The organism is Blautia sp. AF17-9LB, assembly GCF_003479185.1.
Taxonomy (GTDB): domain Bacteria; phylum Bacillota; class Clostridia; order Lachnospirales; family Lachnospiraceae; genus Fusicatenibacter; species Fusicatenibacter saccharivorans.
The window spans coordinates 29,893-47,177 of the sequence record NZ_QUGU01000019.1; the positions used below are offsets into that span (position 1 = coordinate 29,893).

A 17,285-nucleotide genomic window follows, 5' to 3' on the forward strand; every position below is an offset into this window, starting at 1 on the left:
GAATTGAATCGGTAGTAACTACCGGGCAAGATAACCATAGTATAGAATTCGGACTTTGTCAAGCGATCAGCTCTTCAAATTTTTTCTGTTCCATCGGTTTATAATAATAGAATCCCTGCAGCTCGTCGCATCCTTCGGCGATCAGAAAATCTACCATCTCTTTCGTCTCTACACCCTCGCAGACAATCCATTTGTCTGTGCGTTTTAAAAGATGGAACATCTCTTCCAGCACAATTTTTCCTTTTTCGGAGAGGCCCGCCGAGAGGAAATGTTTGTCAATTTTAACTTCATCAAACAGAATATCCTTCAGCGAATTTAAGGACGAATATCCAGACCCAAAATCGTCCATGGAAATGCGGATATCCCGGTCGTGGAAAAAGCGGATCATCTGGTTGACGGCATCAATGTTATGAATGTACGTTGTTTCTGTGATCTCAAAAACCAGGTACTTCGAAGGAATCTGATAATGATCGAGCAGCTGTGTGATCCGCTGTGTGAACGTATCGATCTTGCGGAAATGAATCGGCGACACATTCAGCGAGAGCGGCAGCAGCGGAAGTCCGTTTTCCCGGCGGTCAGCGAGCCACTGGAAAGCAGCATTATACACATAATAGTCGAGCGACTCAATCTCTCCGGTCTCCTCCAGAATCGGCAGAAAGCTGTCCGGGAACCAGAGCGTGCCGTCCTCGCGCAGCCAGCGTACCAGCACCTCGGCGCTTGCAATTTCCTGCGTTTTTCCGCTGATTTTCGGCTGGAAATAAATCTGAAATTCTTTTTTCGCAAGGGCATTCTGGAAGGAATGAATGGTCTCCGCGCGCTTCTGTTCCGTGCTGGAAAGCTCGGCGTTGCATTCGAAGACGCAGGTGGAAGTTTCCTTCGCACGCCGCCGCGCAATGTTGGCATGAGAGATGACTTCCTCCGTTGGTGTGTCCGTGTCATTCAGATAATAGACGCCAGTGTTCAGCGTCATGTAATTCAGCGGGTACGATTCCAGCACTTCGCGGATCGCCTGCTTGTGATAGGCGGAAATCTTTTCCCGCACCACGGCCGGATCCTGCCCGGTGATATCGATAATGCCGACAAAGATATCGGAGTGATAGCGGTTCACAAAGAGTGTCTGCGGAAAGAGTTCCAGCTTTTTCAGGATGAAATTCAGAATGTTCGTACCCATCTCATAACCCCAGTAATCGTTGATCAGATGAAAATTGTCGACATCCGTCATCAGAAAGGCGTACTGCTTTTCTTCGCTTCTGTTATTGAGAAGCGTAAAAATTTTTTCTTTTAAAGAATCCGTGGAAATGCTCTCAGCAAGCATACTGCGGCGGGCGGCGAGAGGTCCGTTTTTCTGGAGCTGTTTTTTATACCGCTTGTCCTGGTACATTTTTTCGTCCGCCATTTGCAGCAGATCCATGATCAGATAATAATGATTTTTGCAGCTCAGCTCATATCCGACGGCATAGCTCAGCGGGTGATCCGCCGTCTGGTTGTAGGTGTCGATCATCGTCTGCAGCTGAAGATTCATCTGCTCCAGCTGGTTCCAGGTTGCATGATTCTGCACAATGACAAATTCATCACCGCCGAACCGCGAAGAAAGCTGTCCTCGGTCAGAATGCGGGTCAGATAGGAGGCGAAGGTCTGGATAAAGACGTCGCCTTCTTCGTGGCCGTACGTGTCGTTGATCATCTTTAAATTGTTCATATCAAACATCATCACGCCGACATCGAGTGTATCGTCCGCGTTCTGAAGCTGGAGGAGCTTTTCTTCCAGCGACTTTTTATCGTGCACGCCGGCGACATCAAAGCCGGAGCGGCGGATCAGGCTTTTCAGATAATCGGTAAGCGTCAGTGCAGAGGCGCAGCCGAGCAGCGTAAGGATAATCAGAAGCGCAAAGGCGCGATGATCCAGCCCACGCTTGAAATGCAGAAGCAGCGATGTCAGAAAGACGACATAGAATGCGATCTGCAGATAGCACAGTTTGATGATTTTTTTGTTCTTTTCCATAATACTCCATACTTTCTAAATGCGTATGCAAAAAGTGAACCCTGCCATCGGTTCAGCTGGCATACACAATAATTTTCTTGGCCAGACTCTTATCCAGCCCGATTTTACTGCCCTTCACCATGACGAGATAATAACCGTGAAGCTCCGACAGAATCGAAATCCTGGCCCCGGGAACAAACCCAAGCGACTCCAGATAATGACGCTGCTTTTCCTGGCCGCAGATTTTATTGATGACGTAAAACTGATTGAAATCGGTTAAATTTAAAGGCATGCAGTTCCTCCTTTATTACGAGAGTACATCGAGTTAGAATTGCCTAACAGACAGTATAGCATAACATATTTGGAACAAAATGGAAAACTTTTTCTTTGAGAAATTTTTTCAAAAAAGCTTTTATGGGGATGGACGTATTTTAACGTTTCTTATTTTGAGGGAATCATGTATAATGGAAATGAAACATCAGTGACAAACTATGACATGGGAAAAGGAAGAGAAAACAATGAAACCTAGAATAAAAATCCTGCTGCTTGCAGTTCTGATCGCAGCACTCTGCAACTGTATGCTGATGATCGGAATGACAAAAAAGAAAGAGAACAATACAATTCCAAAAGACGCCAGCCTGATCTGCGAAGAAACCGTATCGCCGAATAAGGACTATATTACGGATGAAAAAGACCTGGTGAATTACACCGTGCGCGTCTATCAGGAAAAAAACAACGACATCATCGTCTATGCGGAATCCAATTCGCCGCTGTTCGATGAAGCACAGTACATAGTAACCTGCGACCACACGATCACCGCCGATGACATCCAGATCAAATGGACCACCCTCATGGGCAGCACCGAAGCGAGCGAGAAAGATGAGATCGGACTGGCACACGTTTCGATCTCAAAAGACGGGGAAGTGTTCAATGAAAAGACGATCAGCTTTGTGGCGAAAGCGGTGAATGCGGTTACGGATGTGATAGGGTAAAGAAAATAGGATAACAAAAAAAGAAACGAGCAACTCCCTCGGCTCCTGATGAGCTTACCGGACAAAAAACCCGTTTCTTTTTTTGTTAAATATAGTGCATTATTTGTCAAGAACCGCAGAGCAGTTTACATTGCCAAAATCGTAGCTACCAGCTTTTTACACTGTGTCAGCAGCGACGACGGAATCGCATACTCATCAAGTGAATGTGCGCCTGCGCCCTGGATACCGAGGCTGCAGAGGGCGGGGATTCCGATGCGGGTGACGAAGGAGGTGTCGGAGCAGCCGCTCTGCTGGATGCCCTGCGGGATTGGTTCGCCGAGGAGTTTACAGCTTTCCTGATAGAGGGAGAGGAGGCGGTCGGCACCGTCGACCATTTCCATGGCGGGGTAGTAGCCGTTCTGTTCCATCGTGCAGTTTGTGCCCGGAACGGTGACGTGTTCGCAGAGATTTTTTAAGAAAGCGATGGCTTCCTCATACTGAGCATTTGCCGCATAGCGGATGCCGATGGAAAACTCACAGGAATCCGGGATAACGTTAGCGCCGGTTCCGCCCGAAATGCGGCCGCAATTGAAGGAAAGATAGCCGAAAACGGAGCGGCTTTCAATCTCTGTAATCATGCGTGCCGCCTGCAGAACCGCACTCGCGCCTTTCTGCGGTTCCTTTCCGGCATGAGCAGCTTTTCCTTTTACTTTCACGCGGATGATCGCGCCGCCGCTTCTTCTCGTAGTCACTTCACCGTTGGTATAACTCGATTCCAGATTAAACGCCGCCTCACAGCCGCTGGCATATTGCTCGACAAGCTTTCCGGCCTCGCCGTGGGAAAATGCATGGGCGACTTCCTCATCACCGGTGAGCACCAGTTTGATCTGTCTGTCCTCATACCCGACCGCATTCAGTGCGCGGAGCACAAACAGCGCGATCACATCGCCGCCCTTCATGTCATAAACGCCTGGACCGTACACGCGGTCATCCTTCACAAGAAACGGTTCCAGGCCGAACTTTCCAACCGCATGAACTGTATCCATATGCCCAAGCAGAAGAATCGGCTTCTTTTCCTGCGGCCGGGTCCACGCGGCAAACGTCGGGCCAGCCTTCTCAAAGTGATGAATCTGATGCTCCATGCCGAGCGCATCACAGTACGTATCGAGATGCGCCGCAATCCGCTCATTCGCCTCGCGATCAGCCGAAGGCGTTTCAATGGAGACAAGATTTTTCAGCAGCTCCATCATACTGTGTTCGTTTTTCTCGAGATAGGCAAATGCCTGTTCCGTTCTTTTATCCATAAACATTCTCCATTTCTTATGTTTTATAAAGTGATTTTCATAATCCGTGCCGGCCGTCCCCTGCCGCCGCTGATTTTGCCGATCGTGGTCACACAGTTTTCCTGTTCCAGCCGCAGAATCAGCCGGTTGGCGCTCCGCTCCGTGATCCCCATATCTGCAGCGAGCTGTGCGGAAGTGATTACCTGATCATGTGACTGCAGAATCTCTTTCAGTTTTTCATACGTACTGCTGCTGATGTGAAGCCGGTGCAGAAGATACGCCGTGTGATCGGTCGGGTCATTGATCTTAATTTCGGTAAACTGATGCTCATCCTCCGCAATATAGTTCGCGCCGGAGCGGTCCGCGATCGAGTGGTTGAGCGCCATCGCCGCGCGGGATTTCGCCTCCATGGGAGTATCACCGTAGCCGATGCCGATCCACAGCCGGTTGTGCGGCGTCTGCTGTCCGTGAAACAGAATCTTCTGATATTCCCCGTTCTGAATAAATTCCCGCATCAGAACCGGACGGGATGACATGATATAAAAAATAGAAGCGCCCTCGGAGAACGCAGCAGCCCCCATGCGGTGGGCGGCAGAGTAGATCAGCTCGCGCATCTCATTCTGATAATGAATCTTCTCCCATTCCCGGAGCGAAAGATCCGTTTCCTGATCAAAGGAATAATCAAAATAGATCTGCACGGAAGCACTCTGCCCGCGGTTCTTCTGCGCCGTATTTTCCAGAAACTGAAGATGATAAACCTGTTCCAGAATTACATCCTCGGAAACCGAGATGCGGATGCAGGGAATGCCTTCTGCCGACAGTGCCTCATACGTTTTTTCCATGTTGGTAAAGCAGATTTTTGCCCCGTTGTGAAAATAGTTGTAACGGTGAAAATCCGTGAGGGCATCCTGAAAATCGCCCTGATCGGGAGAAGAGCCGTGTGCCACAAGGACGCGGCCATTGGAAATGCCGATCTCTTCCAGCGTTTCCTGCACAAGCTGTTCCTCATACATATCGATACTGATGACATCCGGCACGCAGGAATAACGGACAGCAGATTCCGCCAGCGCTTTTAAGATGGAAGCCTGATTGTGCGGAAGAAAGGTCCAGGGAACGTTTGGCTCCAGCCGCTTTAAAGCATAGTGATAGTTGGTCGGCCCAGTAAAAATAATGCCGGATACTTTCCCTTTCTGAAACTGGGCAGCCGCTTCCAGACCGTACCGGTAATCGTTGGAACGCCGGTAGACCACTTCAAGGTCCGGCATGCGCTTCTCCAGCGTTTTCTGAATCCTGTCGCAGATATGGTCAGAACCTGTTACGCCGATTTTCATATATAAAATTCCTTTCCGAGAATTAAAGACATAAAAATGAATTATAGCATAATTTTACACCTATTAAGGACGAAAGGCAAATGGTAAGATGTAGAAGAATTGTTTTTGAAAATTTTTTTCAAGAATGGAGAGTGGAAAAGAAATGAAAAATCAACGTATGTTAGATGAACTGACCGAATTGATGCGGATTGATGTGTCGAGCGGTCAGGAGACGGAGATTGCAGAGCATCTGGTGAAAAAACTGGAGCAGATGGGATTTGCGATTACGCGGGATGAGGCCGGGGCTACGTTTGGCGGCGTGTGCGGCAATATTCTGGCGGTTCGGGAAGGAGAGCGGGACGGTGTTGTCTGTTTCTGTTCCCATATGGACCGTGTGCCGGGCGGCATTGGAATCAAACCGGTGGAGGAGGATGGAATCCTTCGTTCTTCGGGCGACACGATTCTGGCGGCGGATGATCTGTCCGGTGTGGCAGCCATTTTAGAGGGCGTGCGTCAGGCGATTGAATCCGGGAAGGCGCTTCCGAAACTGGAGATCCTCTTTACGGTCGGCGAGGAGGCCGGTCTGTACGGTGCGAAAGCATTCGATGTAAGCCTGCTGACATCAAAAACGATGTATGTGCTCGACTCCCCGGGACGCATCGGCCGAATTGTAAATGGTGCGCCGGGCCGTGCCCTTCTGGAAGCACAGGTTTTCGGCAAGGCAGCCCATGCGGGAAATGAGCCGGAGAAAGGCATTGATGCGGCAAAAATTATGGCGGAAATGCTCGCAACGATGGAGACGGGAAGACTGGATGAAAATACAACGTCGAACTTTTCTCACCTCTGGTCCAAAACATGCGAGGCAATGAACGTTGTCTGCGACCACGCAATCCTGCGCGGAGAGATGCGGAGCCGGTCGGGAGAAAAACTCGACCGCTATGAAGCGTATTTCCAGTCGCACTGCCGTGAAATCGCAGAAAAGCGCGGTGCGCGTGTGGAATTTAAAAGAGAAAACACCTTCCTGCCGTTCTTCATCCCGGAGGATTCCGAGATGATTCAGATCGTCACGGAATCCCTGAAAGAGATGGGAATCGAACCGCAGATCAACGGCGGAGGCGGCGGTATGGACGGCAATATTTTCAATCAGAAGGGAATCACCTGTGTCGGTATCGCAACAGGATATTTCAAGAATCATTCGACCGAAGAATATCTGCATCTCGATGACTTCTATCATGCCGGAGAGCTTGTGGCGCGGATAATTGGAAGGATTGCATAAATATGCAAAATATAAAATAAAAACTGGATAAAACTTGCAAAATAAAAGAAAATTATGTATAATTTCAAATTAAAAAGAGCAAGGGAGAAAAAGAAATGGCTGAGATTTTAACAAACAACGCAATGTTCTCCAGCTTCATGATTGTTCTGATCGTGTTTGCACTTGGCGACATTGTCGGTAAAATTACAAAAGGAAAGCTGTCCGGAATGATGGTCGTCATGCTCCTGTTCCTGGTAGGCTTTCTGACGAAACTGATCCCGGCGGACATCATCGATCAGGGAGGCCTTACGGCGTTATCAAAACTGGCAATTGCGATGATACTGTTCAACATGGGTACTACCCTGAACGTGAAACAGCTGATCGAGGAGTGGAGAACTGTATTAATGGCGGCACTCTGTATGCTGGCGTCCTGCCTTGTGATGCTTCTGGTATCCCCGATCATCGGATTTGACACTATGCTCGTCGTCATGCCGGTTATCAACGGTGCGGCAATGGCAACTTCGCTGATGGCAAGCGCCGCAGCAGAAAAAGGACTGGCAACGGCGGCAGCGCTCTGTGCAGTCATCTATTCCGTACAGAAATTCGTCGGTGCGCCGATCGCATCTGCCATGGGTATCCGTTACGGAAAAAAACTGCTGAAAGCATACCGCGAGAATCCGGCGCAGTTTAAAAAGCAGGAGACCGAAAACGGTACTTCTGCAAAAGTTTCCTTTGCAGATAAACACAAAGAATGGTATTCCGCCAACGTCATGATGGCGCTCGTTGCAGCCGGTTCCTGGGTTGCCCACATCCTTGGCGATCTGACTCCGATCAACTACAGCATCTGGGCGCTGCTTCTCGGTGTTGTCTGTGCCGCTTCCGGACTCGTTCCGACAAAACCGCTGCAGAAATCGAATTCCTACGGCCTTATGATGGTTGCTGTCTTTGGCTCCATCATCCCGTCTCTGGCGAAGGTTTCCTTAAGTGATCTCGGTACCATGGCATTCCAGACCATCGTTCTGTTTGCCGCGGCTCTGATCGGTGTTGCACTGGTTGGATGGGTTCTCCCGACCTGGAAACTTGTCGGCGACAAGGATCTGGCTGTCGGCATCGGTGTCGAGCAGTTCCTCGGATTCCCGAGCAACGTGGTCATCTGCCGCGAGGTCGGCGATGCGGTCGGAGATACACCGGAGGAGAAAGCGTTTATCGAAGATACCTTAAACGTGCCGTATGTTGTGGGAGGAATTACGGTTATTACGGTTCTGTCCACGATGCTGGCTGGATTTGTTATCAATATGCTGTAAAATTTTAAAATCATAGGAAAAGAAACATGACCTTGATGCAGAGGAAGAGTCCCCTGATCAAGGTCATGTTTTATGTTGGCATGCGGAGCAGTTCCCTCTGCATGAGACGATTAACTTTACGAGAAAAGAAAAAAATATCCCCCCACCCGGCTTGTGAGAGCCTGAAATATCAAATATAATGAACGAACAGTACATGGATCAGGCGCGCAGATCATGGGAGTACAAAGCAAAAAAGCGGTCAGTCCGGGTAAAAACGGTCTGAAAATGGGAGGAAAAGGATGAAAAAGAAAATATTATCTTTGATGCTGATGGTGTCTCTTGCAGCATCCCTTGCGGCATGCGGTCAGGACAGCGGGAAAAACAGCAACAATACAGATTTGTCGAAAACAGAGACGGAAGCTTCTTCCGGCCAGACAGGGGAGGAAGAGACGACCCTGGTTTACGGTTCTGCTGATTATACCAGGATTAATCCGGCGATGGATGAGCACGGTGAAATTAATCTGCTGCTGTTCAACGGACTGACCGCACACGATGCGGATGACAACATTGTTCCGGGTCTGGCAGAAAAATGGGAGTACGATGCAGAAACCTGCACCTACACCTTTCATATCCGGGACGGCATCCAATGGCATGATGGAGAAAAATTTACGGCGGATGATGTGAAATTCACCATCGAAGCGATCATGGATCCGGAAAACGGATCTGAAAATGCACCAAATTATGAGGATGTAGAAGAGATTACAGTTATAGATGACAGCACCGTTTCCTTCCGCCTTTCCGAGCCGAACGTGGCTTTCCTGGAATACATGACGATGGCCATCCTGCCGAAGCACCTGCTGGAAGGTGAAAACATGCAGGAATCGGATTTCTTCCGTGCACCGGTTGGAACCGGCCCGTATAAACTGGAGAGCTGGGACGAAGGCCAGTCGATTGTTCTGGTAAAAAATGAAGATTATTACCTTGGGGCACCAAAGATTGACAAGGTCATTTTCAAAATTGTACCAGATGATAATGCACAGGCGATGCAGCTGGAATCCGGCGAACTGGATCTGGCGCTGCTTGACCCGAAAAATGCGCAGAATTTCAAAGAAAAAGACGGTTTTACCTGCTATGACATGACAACGGCAGATTACCGCGGAATCTTATTTAACTTTGCGAATGATTACTGGACGAAAAACAGGGACATCATTCCGGCCGTCTGTTATTCGATTGACCGCCAGGCCATTATCGATTCTGTGCTTCTTGGCGAGGGAATGGCGGCATACAGTCCGCTGCAGCGGAACATTTACAATAACGAAAACGTAGAACATTATGATTACAATCCGGAAAAAGCACAGGAAATTCTGGAAGCGGCCGGATGCACCAGAAACAGCGATGGTTTCTATGAGCGGGACGGCGAAGAAATCGGTTTTGTCATCAGCGTGATGTCCGGTGAGCAGGACCGCATTGATATTGCCCAGGCAGCAGCACAGCAGCTCCGGGAAACTGGTATCAACTGTACCGTAGAAATTCCGGCACAGATGGACTGGGGCGGACAGATGGCCTGCCTGATCGGCTGGGGAAGCCCGTTCGATGCGGACGATCATACATATAAGGTTTTCGGCACGGACAAAGGGGCGAACTATTCGAGCTATTCCAATGAAAAAGTAGATGAGTATCTGTCTCTTGCCCGTCAGAGTGACGATCCGGAAGTGCGGAAAGAATATTACGGAAAATTCCAGGAAGAACTGGCAGAAGATCCGGCCTATGCATTCATCTGTTATATTGATGCAAATTATGTGGCAGATTCCGGTATTCAGGGCATTTCCAAAGACACGGTGCTGGGCCACCACGGCGTTGGTATTTTCTGGAATATTCAGGACTGGACAATCGAAGAATAAAAACAAAAAAGCAGACGAAGGAGGTATGGTTACCTCCTTTTTGTCTGTACAGGAGAAAAACGGAATGAAGGAACGATTAAAAGTGGAACATCTTTCCGTCAGCTTTTTTACAGATGAGGGGGAAGTACAGGCGGTCCGCGATGTCAGCTTTTCCCTGAATGCAGGTGAGGTGCTCGCTGTTGTAGGCGAGTCAGGCTGCGGAAAAAGTGTGCTCTGCAAAAGCATTATGAAGCTGCTGCCGGAGAATGCAAAGATCAAAAACGGAAAAATTCTGGTCAATGGAGAAGAAATTGCAGGATACGGGGAGCGAAGAATGCGGGAACTGCGGGGAAAACTGTTCTCGATGGTTTTCCAGAATCCGATGACTTCCTTAAATCCGACGATGACAGTCGGAGCGCAGATTGCAGAGGCAGTGCGGGCGCATCAGAAAGACATGGGAAAAGAAGAAGTGGAACAGAGAGTGACAGAACTGATGCAGCTGGTGGGAATCGAGCAGGCAGAAGAGCGGAAAAAGGCATATCCGTATCACTTTTCCGGCGGAATGCGGCAGCGGATCGTACTGGCGATTGCGCTGGCGGGCGATCCGGAAATTCTGTTTGCTGATGAGCCGACGACAGCGCTGGATGTGACGATTCAGGCACAGATTCTGGACCTGCTTCGGGAAATTCAGAAAAAACTGGGAACGGCGACGGTCTTTGTCACACATGACCTTGGCGTTGTAGCGCGGATCGCAGACCGGGTAGCGGTCATGTATGCGGGAAAAATAGTAGAGATTGGAACCGTGGATGAGATTTTCTATGATCCCCGTCATCCGTATACGTGGGGACTGCTGCGTTCCATACCGGCGTTTTCGAGGGGAAAAGAAAGCCTGCCGTCTATCCCGGGAATGCCGCCGTCTCTTCTCCATCCGCCGAAGGGCGATGCCTTTGCCAGCCGCAATGCTTATGCGCTGGAAATTGATTTTGAGGAGGAGCCGCCGATGTTCCGGGTCACAGACAGCCATTATGCGGCAACATGGCTGCTGGATGAGAGAGCACCGAAGGTTGTGCCGCCGATAGGAGGAAATACAGATGGAACATGAGATTTTGCTGGATGTGCGTCATCTTACCCATATTTTTCCACTGTCCCGGAAAACAGCAGTCAAGGCAGTCGATGATGTATCGTTTCAGATTCGAAGAGGAGAAATTTTTGGACTGGTAGGAGAATCCGGTTCCGGAAAATCTACCGCTGCACGCTGTGTGATGAATATTTATCAGCCATATGCCGGCCAGATTTATTATAAAGGGATTGATACCTGCGACAGAGGCCAGTTCCGGAAAAATAAAAAAATGCTGCAGACGACACGCCAGATGATTTTTCAGGATTCCGGTTCCAGTCTGAATCAGAGGATGAAGGTCCGTGACATTATTGAGGAGCCGATGCGCGTGCAGAAAATCCGGCCGCTGCGGGGAAGCTATGAGGAGGAAGCCAGATTCCAGATGAAATACGTGGGGCTGGATCCGGAATATCTGAAAAAATATCCGGGAGAATTGTCCGGCGGACAGCGGCAGCGCGTTGCGATTGCACGGGCACTGACGATGGAGCCGGAGCTTCTGGTGGCGGATGAACCGATTGCATCGCTGGACGCGTCGATACAGGCACAGATTGTGAATCTGTTCCGTCATCTGCAGAAGGAGCACGGTTTTTCGTTCCTGTTTATTGCGCATGATCTGGATATGGTCGAATTTCTGTGTGACAGAGTAGGTGTGATGTACCATGGAAAACTGGTGGAGACCGGCCCGGCGCGAGCCGTGTTTGAAAATCCGCTGCATCCATATACGAAAGCACTGATCGCGGCCATTCCGATTCCGGATCCGCGAAGGGAAAGAGCGAGAGCTGTACCGGATTTTTCCAATACAGAATTTCCCAGGACGGGAACACTGCGGGAAGTGGAAAAAGATCATTTTGTGCTGATGGAGGGAGGCGATGCAGGATGAAAAGCCGGAACAGAGTGCTTTACTATGGAAAAAAAGCAGCGGCATTTCTGGCAAGTGTTCTGCTGCTGTCTGTGCTCGTATTTTATATTTCAAGGCTTGCGCCGGGAGATCCGCTGGTATCATATTACGGAGACCGCGTGGAAAAAATGACGCCCGAAGAAAGAGCGTGGGCCGAAGAAAAATTGGGATTGAATGATCCCATTTCCGTACAGTATATCCGCTGGGCAGGCAATGCGCTGCATGGGGATTTCGGAATTTCGTACAAATATAAAATGGATGTAACGCGCGTGATCGAGGGAAGAATTGGAAATACGCTGGTGCTTGGCGGCATTGGATTTCTGCTGATTTTCACCCTCGCGCTGCTTCTTGGAATTCTCTGTGCATGGAAGGAAGATATATGGCTGGACCGCATCATCTGTAAGGTGGGAACCATCACGGGATGTATTCCGGAATTCTGGCTGTCGCTGCTTCTGATTCTTGTTTTTTCCATGCAGCTCAAATGGCTGCCGAGTTCCGGTGCCTACTCTGTTGGAAAACAGGCAGATTTTTCTGACCGTGTCTGTCATCTGATCCTGCCGATGACGGTCGTAGTGCTGAGTCATTTGTGGTATTACGCATACATGATCCGCAATAAAATTCTGGATGAAGTGCGGGAAGAGTATGTGCTTCTGGCAAGAGCCAAGGGGCTGAAACGAAAGACGGTTCTGTTCCGGCATTGCCTGCGGAATACGATTCCGTCGTATCTTGGCATCATGGCCATTTCTGTTCCGCATGTGCTGGGGGGAACCTATATTGTAGAAACGGTTTTCTCGTATCCCGGTATCGGAACGCTGGCGTATGAGAGCGCACGGTACAAAGATTACAATCTTCTGATGCTGCTTTGCCTGATGTCCGGAATCGTTGTGATTCTGTGCAATATGGCGGCACAGATCATCAACGAGAGAATTGATCCGCGGATGCGGGAGAAAGAAGCGGCAGAAACATCGGAGGTAATGATGCTGTGACAGAAAAAACACAATTATTTCAATTTGCAGGAGAGAGGCCTGCAGAAAAAACAGAAGCAGAAAAAAAGAAAAAATGGTATCAGGACCGGCCGGTGGCAGCAGAGCTTTTTCTGGGTCTTCTTGTGCTGGGCTGCCTTTTCTGTCGGCAGATCATGACGAAGGATCCTTCGTATATGGATCTGAAAAACTGTTCCGTCATGCCGTGCCGGGAATTTCTGTTTGGAACCGATACGATGGGAAGAGATATTTTCTCGATGATCTGGTACGGCGGCAGAATATCGCTGGCGATCGGTCTGCTTTCTACGCTGATTTCCACTGTGATTGCCGTTCTCTTCGGCGCAGTCAGCGGATGTGCACCGGCGTGGCTGGACGCGCTTCTGATGCGGCTGACCGAGATCTTTTTGTCGGTGCCGAATCTTCTTCTTGTCATTTTTCTTCTGGCCGCTGCGGGAAAATCCAATGTGATTACGATTTCTGCCGTGATCGGAATGACAAGCTGGACAAGCATTGCAAAGGTTGTGCGGACCGAAGTACGGCAGATCCGGAACAGTGAATACGTGATTGCGTCGCGCTGTATGGGAGGCAGTTTTTTCTATATTTTATGGCACCATCTGGCACCGAACTTTTTTTCGTCTATTATGTTTATGGTGGTTATGAACATCCGAAGTGCGATTGTAGCAGAATCCACACTGAGTTTTATGGGAATCGGTCTTCCGCTGGAGGTGATTTCCTGGGGTAGCATGCTGTCACTTTCGGAAAAAGCGCTGATGACAAAGGCATGGTGGATCATTCTGATCCCGGGTGTTTTTCTGATTGTGACGCTGCTTAGTTTTACAAGCATTGGAAATTATCTGCGGAAGCAGGCAAACAGAAAACAGAGAAATCTGTGAGCTGTTCAGAGAGGCTGCGGTCTGTGGGGAATCCCTGCAGACTGCAGCTTTTTTGTCTTGCAATCAAATACAGGGATTGCTATAGTGAAAAGCAGAAAGAGTATTTTTAATACCTAAAAAACAGCGGGAGGAGAAGGAAATGCTGAAGAGTCAGGAAATGCGGAAACTTGCACCGGAGATGGATCCGCTCCGGATTGGAACAGGATGGAAAAAAGAGGATCTTGAAAAACCGCAGATTATGGTGGAGAGTACGTACGGGGACAGCCACCCGGGAAGCGGCCACTTAAATCTGCTGGTCGAGGAAGTGCGGAAAGGCGTTGCGGAAGCGGGGGGCTTCGGGGCGCGGTATTTCTGCACCGACATCTGTGACGGCGAGAGCCAGGGAACGGACGGCATCAACTACAGTCTTGCGAGCCGCGAGATGATCGCCAATATGATCGAGATCCACGCGAATGCGACACCGTTTGACGGCGGCGTCTATCTGTCGAGCTGCGACAAGGGTATGCCGGGCAATCTGATCGGCCTTGCGCGTGTCGATATTCCGGCGGTTGTTGTGCCGGGCGGAACGATGAATGCGGGACCGGAGATGCTGACACTGGAGCAGCTTGGCATGTACAGCGCAAAATTTGAGCGCGGTGAGATCGACGAGGAGAAGCTCGACTGGGCGAAATGCAATGCCTGCCCGAGCTGCGGTGCCTGTTCGTTTATCGGAACGGCATCCACGATGCAGATCATGGCGGAGGCACTCGGCCTCGCCCTGCCTGGAAGCGCTCTGATGCCGGCGACAAGCCCGGATCTTCTGGCATATGCACGGGAGGCAGGCCGCCAGGCGGTAAAACTGGCACAGATGGAGCATATGCGGCCAAGCGATCTTGTGACGAAAGAGAGTTTTGAGAATGCGATTCTTGTCCACGCGGCAATTTCGGGAAGCACAAACTGCCTGCTGCACATCCCGGCCATTGCGCATGAGTTCGGCATCGAGATCACCGGCGACACATTCGATCGTCTGCACCGCAATGCGCGGTATCTGCTCGATGTCCGCCCGGCAGGAAGATGGCCGGCAGAGTGCTTCTATTATGCGGGCGGCGTTCCGGCGATTATGGAAGAAATCAAAGATCATCTGCATCTCAATGTGATGACGGTGACTGGAAAGACGCTCGGAGAAAATCTGGCGGAGCTTCGTGAAAATGGATTTTATGAGAAGTGCAGCGGATGGCTCGCAAAATTCAATGAGCGGTATGGAACTTCGATTATAAAAGAAGATATTATCCGCCCGTATGACAAGGCGATCGGAACGGACGGCAGCATCGCTGTTCTGCGCGGAAACCTTGCGCCGGAGGGAGCCGTCATCAAGCACACGGCCTGCCCGAAAGAAATGTTCCACGCCGTCCTCCGTGCCCGACCGTTCGACAGCGAGGAGGAGTGCCTCGATGCCGTGCTGAAACATAAGGTTCAGAAAGGCGACGCCGTCTTCATCCGCTACGAAGGCCCGAAAGGCAGCGGTATGCCGGAGATGTTCTATACTTCCGAGGCAATCAGCAGCGACAAAGAGCTTGGAAAGAGCATCGCGCTTATCACCGACGGCCGTTTTTCCGGCGCCTCCACCGGCCCGGTCATCGGCCACTGCAGTCCCGAAGCTGTAGACGGCGGCCCGATCGCACTCGTCGAGGAAGGGGATTTGATTGAGATTGATGTGAAGGAACGAAAACTTAACATCATCGGAATCGCCGGTGAGCGCAAGTCCATGGAAGAAATCGATGCGATCTTAAAAGAACGCCGCCAAAACTGGAAACCGCGCGAGCCGAAATACAAAAAAGGCGTACTCCGTCTTTTCAGCCTCCACGCAGCAAGCCCGATGAAAGGGGCGTATCTGGAGTACTAAAAATACTTGCGTTTTTCTGGGATGGTCTTTAGAAGTTAAGGCAGAGCAAAAAATGGAGGAAGGAGCAACAGAAAAACAAGTGAAAGAAAATACCTAAAAAACAAACTGTTCCTGTATAATGTTGCATCTCTTCAGAGAATGGTCGGAAGTCCAGATTCTGTACAGAAGAATGTGGTGCTGGAGAACAAGTCGCTGTCGGCGGAGCAGATTACCGGTGTGGAAAACCGAAAGAGCAAGGCAGGCGAAGCCGTTCTTCCGGTACTGCGCAGTGTTTCGCTGTTTCTTCTCGGGCTGCTTGGCGTGCTTCTGATTCTGCTGACGCTGCTTGTGATTGCGGCGGAGGCGGCGCGGATCATCTGTCTTGGACCGGCGGCAAAGAAACAGCAGAAGGAGCGGCCGGGCAGGCGGATCCGAAGAACGGAAGCAAGAATTTACCAGTATCTTTGTCTGTGGGGCATAGATGCCGGTCTTGGCTGGGGAACAGCAGCAACCGATGCAGAACTCGCCCGCAGATTTCCGGCGGTCGAGCCAGGCGAATATACGCGTGTCTGCCATCTGATCGAGAAACATATCTACGGTGAGATTCTGCTGTCTCCTTATGAGGAACGTACGCTGAACCATTTTCTGGAAAAGCTGATGGAGCCGGTACCGGGCTGCAGCTGGAAAATGCGGCTGAAGCTGCGCTATGCGTGTCTGCGCCGTGTGAATACGAAGAAAAAGAAGAGAAAGCACAGCGCTTTCCAGCAAAAATAAGGGTTAGGAAAACAAATAAAAGGAGGGTTTTACCATGAAATTTGTAACATTTAATATTCGCTGTGATTTTGGCCAGGATGGAGCCAATAATTTTATCTACCGCAGACCGCTGATTCTGGAAAAAATCAGACAGGAAAAGCCGGATATCATCGGTTTTCAGGAGGTACTGCCGCATGTGGCTGCCTGGCTGAAGGAAAATCTGACAGAATATTACATTGCCGGATGTGGAAGAGAAAAGGATCTGACCGGTGAGGCAATGATCATTGCCTATCGGAAAGAACGTTTTCAGAGTGTGAGCCTGGAAACCTTCTGGCTGTCACCGACACCGTACGTGCCGGGATCCCGCTATCCGGTACAGAGTATGTGCCCGCGTACTGCGACGGATGTGGTATTTGAGGATATGGAGACCGGAAAAGTGTTCCGCGTCATCAACACCCATCTGGATCACGAGTGCGCCGGGGCGAGAAAGCTTGGCCTGGAGCAGATTCTCGCACATCTGAGAGCAGAGAAAGCATTTGCCGATGTGCTGGTGATTCTTAGCGGCGACTTCAATGCCGAGCCGGACAGCGAAGAGATGAAACCGCTGAGGGAAACTGCCGGTCTTGTGAATGCGACGGAAGGAATCGGCATTACCTTCCACAACTATCATCGCGATGATCCGAACGATCCGCAGTGCTCGATTGACTACATCATTCTCAAAGGGGACTGGGAACTGAAAAAGGTGGAAAAATGGACGGAGCAGAAGGACGGTGTGTGCCTTTCTGATCATGATCCGATCTGTGCGGAACTTATTTAAA

At 50.1% G+C, this 17,285-nt stretch carries 15 protein-coding genes and 1 pseudogene; 11 read left to right on the forward strand and 5 right to left on the reverse strand.

Going from position 1 to position 17,285, the window contains the following annotated elements:
- Positions 1 to 58: 58 nt before the first annotated feature.
- From DWX00_RS16605 to DWX00_RS16610, 3 genes and pseudogenes are all read right to left on the reverse strand, one after another.
- Complete coding sequence (locus DWX00_RS16605) at positions 59 to 1,411, reverse strand: EAL domain-containing protein (protein WP_442857810.1); 1,353 nt, start codon at positions 1,409 to 1,411, stop codon at positions 59 to 61.
- Between the two features lie 3 nt (positions 1,412 to 1,414).
- A pseudogene (locus tag DWX00_RS20225) lies at positions 1,415 to 2,001 on the reverse strand (GGDEF domain-containing protein); the annotation flags it as partial.
- A gap of 52 nt (positions 2,002 to 2,053) precedes the next feature.
- A complete protein-coding gene (locus DWX00_RS16610; RefSeq protein WP_022461332.1) occupies positions 2,054 to 2,272 on the reverse strand; it encodes a FeoA family protein in 219 nt (72 codons plus the stop codon).
- Between the two features lie 226 nt (positions 2,273 to 2,498).
- Between DWX00_RS16610 and DWX00_RS16615 the strand changes: the two genes are divergently transcribed.
- Positions 2,499 to 2,972 carry a hypothetical protein gene (locus DWX00_RS16615; RefSeq protein WP_118595798.1) on the forward strand — a complete coding sequence of 158 codons (474 nt, stop codon included), beginning with the start codon at positions 2,499 to 2,501 and terminating at the stop codon, positions 2,970 to 2,972.
- A gap of 125 nt (positions 2,973 to 3,097) precedes the next feature.
- Here the strand turns inward: DWX00_RS16615 and DWX00_RS16620 are convergent, their stop codons facing one another.
- Together DWX00_RS16620 and DWX00_RS16625 are read right to left on the reverse strand one after the other, a co-directional pair.
- On the reverse strand, positions 3,098 to 4,255 hold the full coding sequence (locus tag DWX00_RS16620; protein WP_158578892.1) for a M20/M25/M40 family metallo-hydrolase: 1,158 nt from the start codon (positions 4,253 to 4,255) through the stop codon (positions 3,098 to 3,100).
- A gap of 23 nt (positions 4,256 to 4,278) precedes the next feature.
- The gene (locus DWX00_RS16625; protein ID WP_118595800.1) at positions 4,279 to 5,565 is read right to left on the reverse strand and encodes a hypothetical protein; all 1,287 of its coding nucleotides are present in this window, start codon (positions 5,563 to 5,565) and stop codon (positions 4,279 to 4,281) included.
- A 142-nt stretch (positions 5,566 to 5,707) separates the two neighbouring features.
- On the opposite strand from DWX00_RS16625, the gene DWX00_RS16630 reads away from it, so the two are divergent.
- From DWX00_RS16630 to DWX00_RS16675, 10 genes are all read left to right on the forward strand, one after another.
- On the forward strand, positions 5,708 to 6,820 hold the full coding sequence (locus DWX00_RS16630; protein ID WP_055221225.1) for a M20/M25/M40 family metallo-hydrolase: 1,113 nt from the start codon (positions 5,708 to 5,710) through the stop codon (positions 6,818 to 6,820).
- 95 nt (positions 6,821 to 6,915) lie between these two features.
- Positions 6,916 to 8,103, forward strand: a complete 1,188-nt coding sequence (locus DWX00_RS16635) for a hypothetical protein (protein WP_118595801.1) — start codon at positions 6,916 to 6,918, stop codon at positions 8,101 to 8,103.
- A 278-nt stretch (positions 8,104 to 8,381) separates the two neighbouring features.
- The gene (locus DWX00_RS16640) at positions 8,382 to 9,983 is read left to right on the forward strand and encodes an ABC transporter substrate-binding protein (RefSeq protein WP_199669520.1); all 1,602 of its coding nucleotides are present in this window, start codon (positions 8,382 to 8,384) and stop codon (positions 9,981 to 9,983) included.
- A 64-nt stretch (positions 9,984 to 10,047) separates the two neighbouring features.
- A complete protein-coding gene (locus tag DWX00_RS16645; protein WP_118595823.1) occupies positions 10,048 to 11,064 on the forward strand; it encodes an ABC transporter ATP-binding protein in 1,017 nt (338 codons plus the stop codon).
- Positions 11,054 to 11,959 (forward strand): ATP-binding cassette domain-containing protein, encoded by a 906-nt coding sequence (locus DWX00_RS16650; RefSeq protein WP_117801889.1) that lies wholly within the window; start codon positions 11,054 to 11,056, stop codon positions 11,957 to 11,959. The genes DWX00_RS16645 and DWX00_RS16650 overlap by 11 nt, the downstream gene beginning before the upstream one ends.
- Positions 11,956 to 12,963: an ABC transporter permease gene (locus tag DWX00_RS16655; protein ID WP_118595802.1), complete on the forward strand. Its 1,008-nt coding sequence runs from the start codon at positions 11,956 to 11,958 to the stop codon at positions 12,961 to 12,963. The genes DWX00_RS16650 and DWX00_RS16655 overlap by 4 nt, the downstream gene beginning before the upstream one ends.
- Positions 12,960 to 13,853, forward strand: a complete 894-nt coding sequence (locus tag DWX00_RS16660; protein ID WP_117762215.1) for an ABC transporter permease — start codon at positions 12,960 to 12,962, stop codon at positions 13,851 to 13,853. The genes DWX00_RS16655 and DWX00_RS16660 overlap by 4 nt, the downstream gene beginning before the upstream one ends.
- A gap of 139 nt (positions 13,854 to 13,992) precedes the next feature.
- Positions 13,993 to 15,735 (forward strand): dihydroxy-acid dehydratase, encoded by a 1,743-nt coding sequence (ilvD, locus tag DWX00_RS16665; protein ID WP_118595803.1) that lies wholly within the window; start codon positions 13,993 to 13,995, stop codon positions 15,733 to 15,735.
- Between the two features lie 138 nt (positions 15,736 to 15,873).
- A complete protein-coding gene (locus DWX00_RS16670) occupies positions 15,874 to 16,488 on the forward strand; it encodes a hypothetical protein (protein ID WP_118595804.1) in 615 nt (204 codons plus the stop codon).
- A 34-nt stretch (positions 16,489 to 16,522) separates the two neighbouring features.
- Positions 16,523 to 17,284, forward strand: a complete 762-nt coding sequence (locus DWX00_RS16675) for an endonuclease/exonuclease/phosphatase family protein (protein WP_118595805.1) — start codon at positions 16,523 to 16,525, stop codon at positions 17,282 to 17,284.
- The last annotated feature ends 1 nt before the right edge of the window (position 17,285 follow it).

Excerpts from the sequence above, each read along its gene's own strand:
- DWX00_RS16610 (WP_022461332.1), bottom strand. The coding sequence starts at position 2,272 with ATGCCTTTAAATTTAACCGATTTCAATCAGTTTTACGTCATCAATAAA.
- DWX00_RS16620 (WP_158578892.1), bottom strand. The coding sequence starts at position 4,255 with ATGGATAAAAGAACGGAACAGGCATTTGCCTATCTCGAGAAAAACGAA.
- DWX00_RS16605 (WP_442857810.1), bottom strand. The coding sequence starts at position 1,411 with ATGGATCTGCTGCAAATGGCGGACGAAAAAATGTACCAGGACAAGCGG.
- ilvD (WP_118595803.1), top strand. The coding sequence starts at position 13,993 with ATGCTGAAGAGTCAGGAAATGCGGAAACTTGCACCGGAGATGGATCCG.
- DWX00_RS16650 (WP_117801889.1), top strand. The coding sequence starts at position 11,054 with ATGGAACATGAGATTTTGCTGGATGTGCGTCATCTTACCCATATTTTT.
- DWX00_RS16640 (WP_199669520.1), top strand. The coding sequence starts at position 8,382 with ATGAAAAAGAAAATATTATCTTTGATGCTGATGGTGTCTCTTGCAGCA.
- DWX00_RS16615 (WP_118595798.1), top strand. The coding sequence starts at position 2,499 with ATGAAACCTAGAATAAAAATCCTGCTGCTTGCAGTTCTGATCGCAGCA.
- DWX00_RS16670 (WP_118595804.1), top strand. The coding sequence starts at position 15,874 with ATGGTCGGAAGTCCAGATTCTGTACAGAAGAATGTGGTGCTGGAGAAC.
- DWX00_RS16630 (WP_055221225.1), top strand. The coding sequence starts at position 5,708 with ATGAAAAATCAACGTATGTTAGATGAACTGACCGAATTGATGCGGATT.
- DWX00_RS16675 (WP_118595805.1), top strand. The coding sequence starts at position 16,523 with ATGAAATTTGTAACATTTAATATTCGCTGTGATTTTGGCCAGGATGGA.
- DWX00_RS16655 (WP_118595802.1), top strand. The coding sequence starts at position 11,956 with ATGAAAAGCCGGAACAGAGTGCTTTACTATGGAAAAAAAGCAGCGGCA.
- DWX00_RS16635 (WP_118595801.1), top strand. The coding sequence starts at position 6,916 with ATGGCTGAGATTTTAACAAACAACGCAATGTTCTCCAGCTTCATGATT.
- DWX00_RS16625 (WP_118595800.1), bottom strand. The coding sequence starts at position 5,565 with ATGAAAATCGGCGTAACAGGTTCTGACCATATCTGCGACAGGATTCAG.
- DWX00_RS16645 (WP_118595823.1), top strand. The coding sequence starts at position 10,048 with ATGAAGGAACGATTAAAAGTGGAACATCTTTCCGTCAGCTTTTTTACA.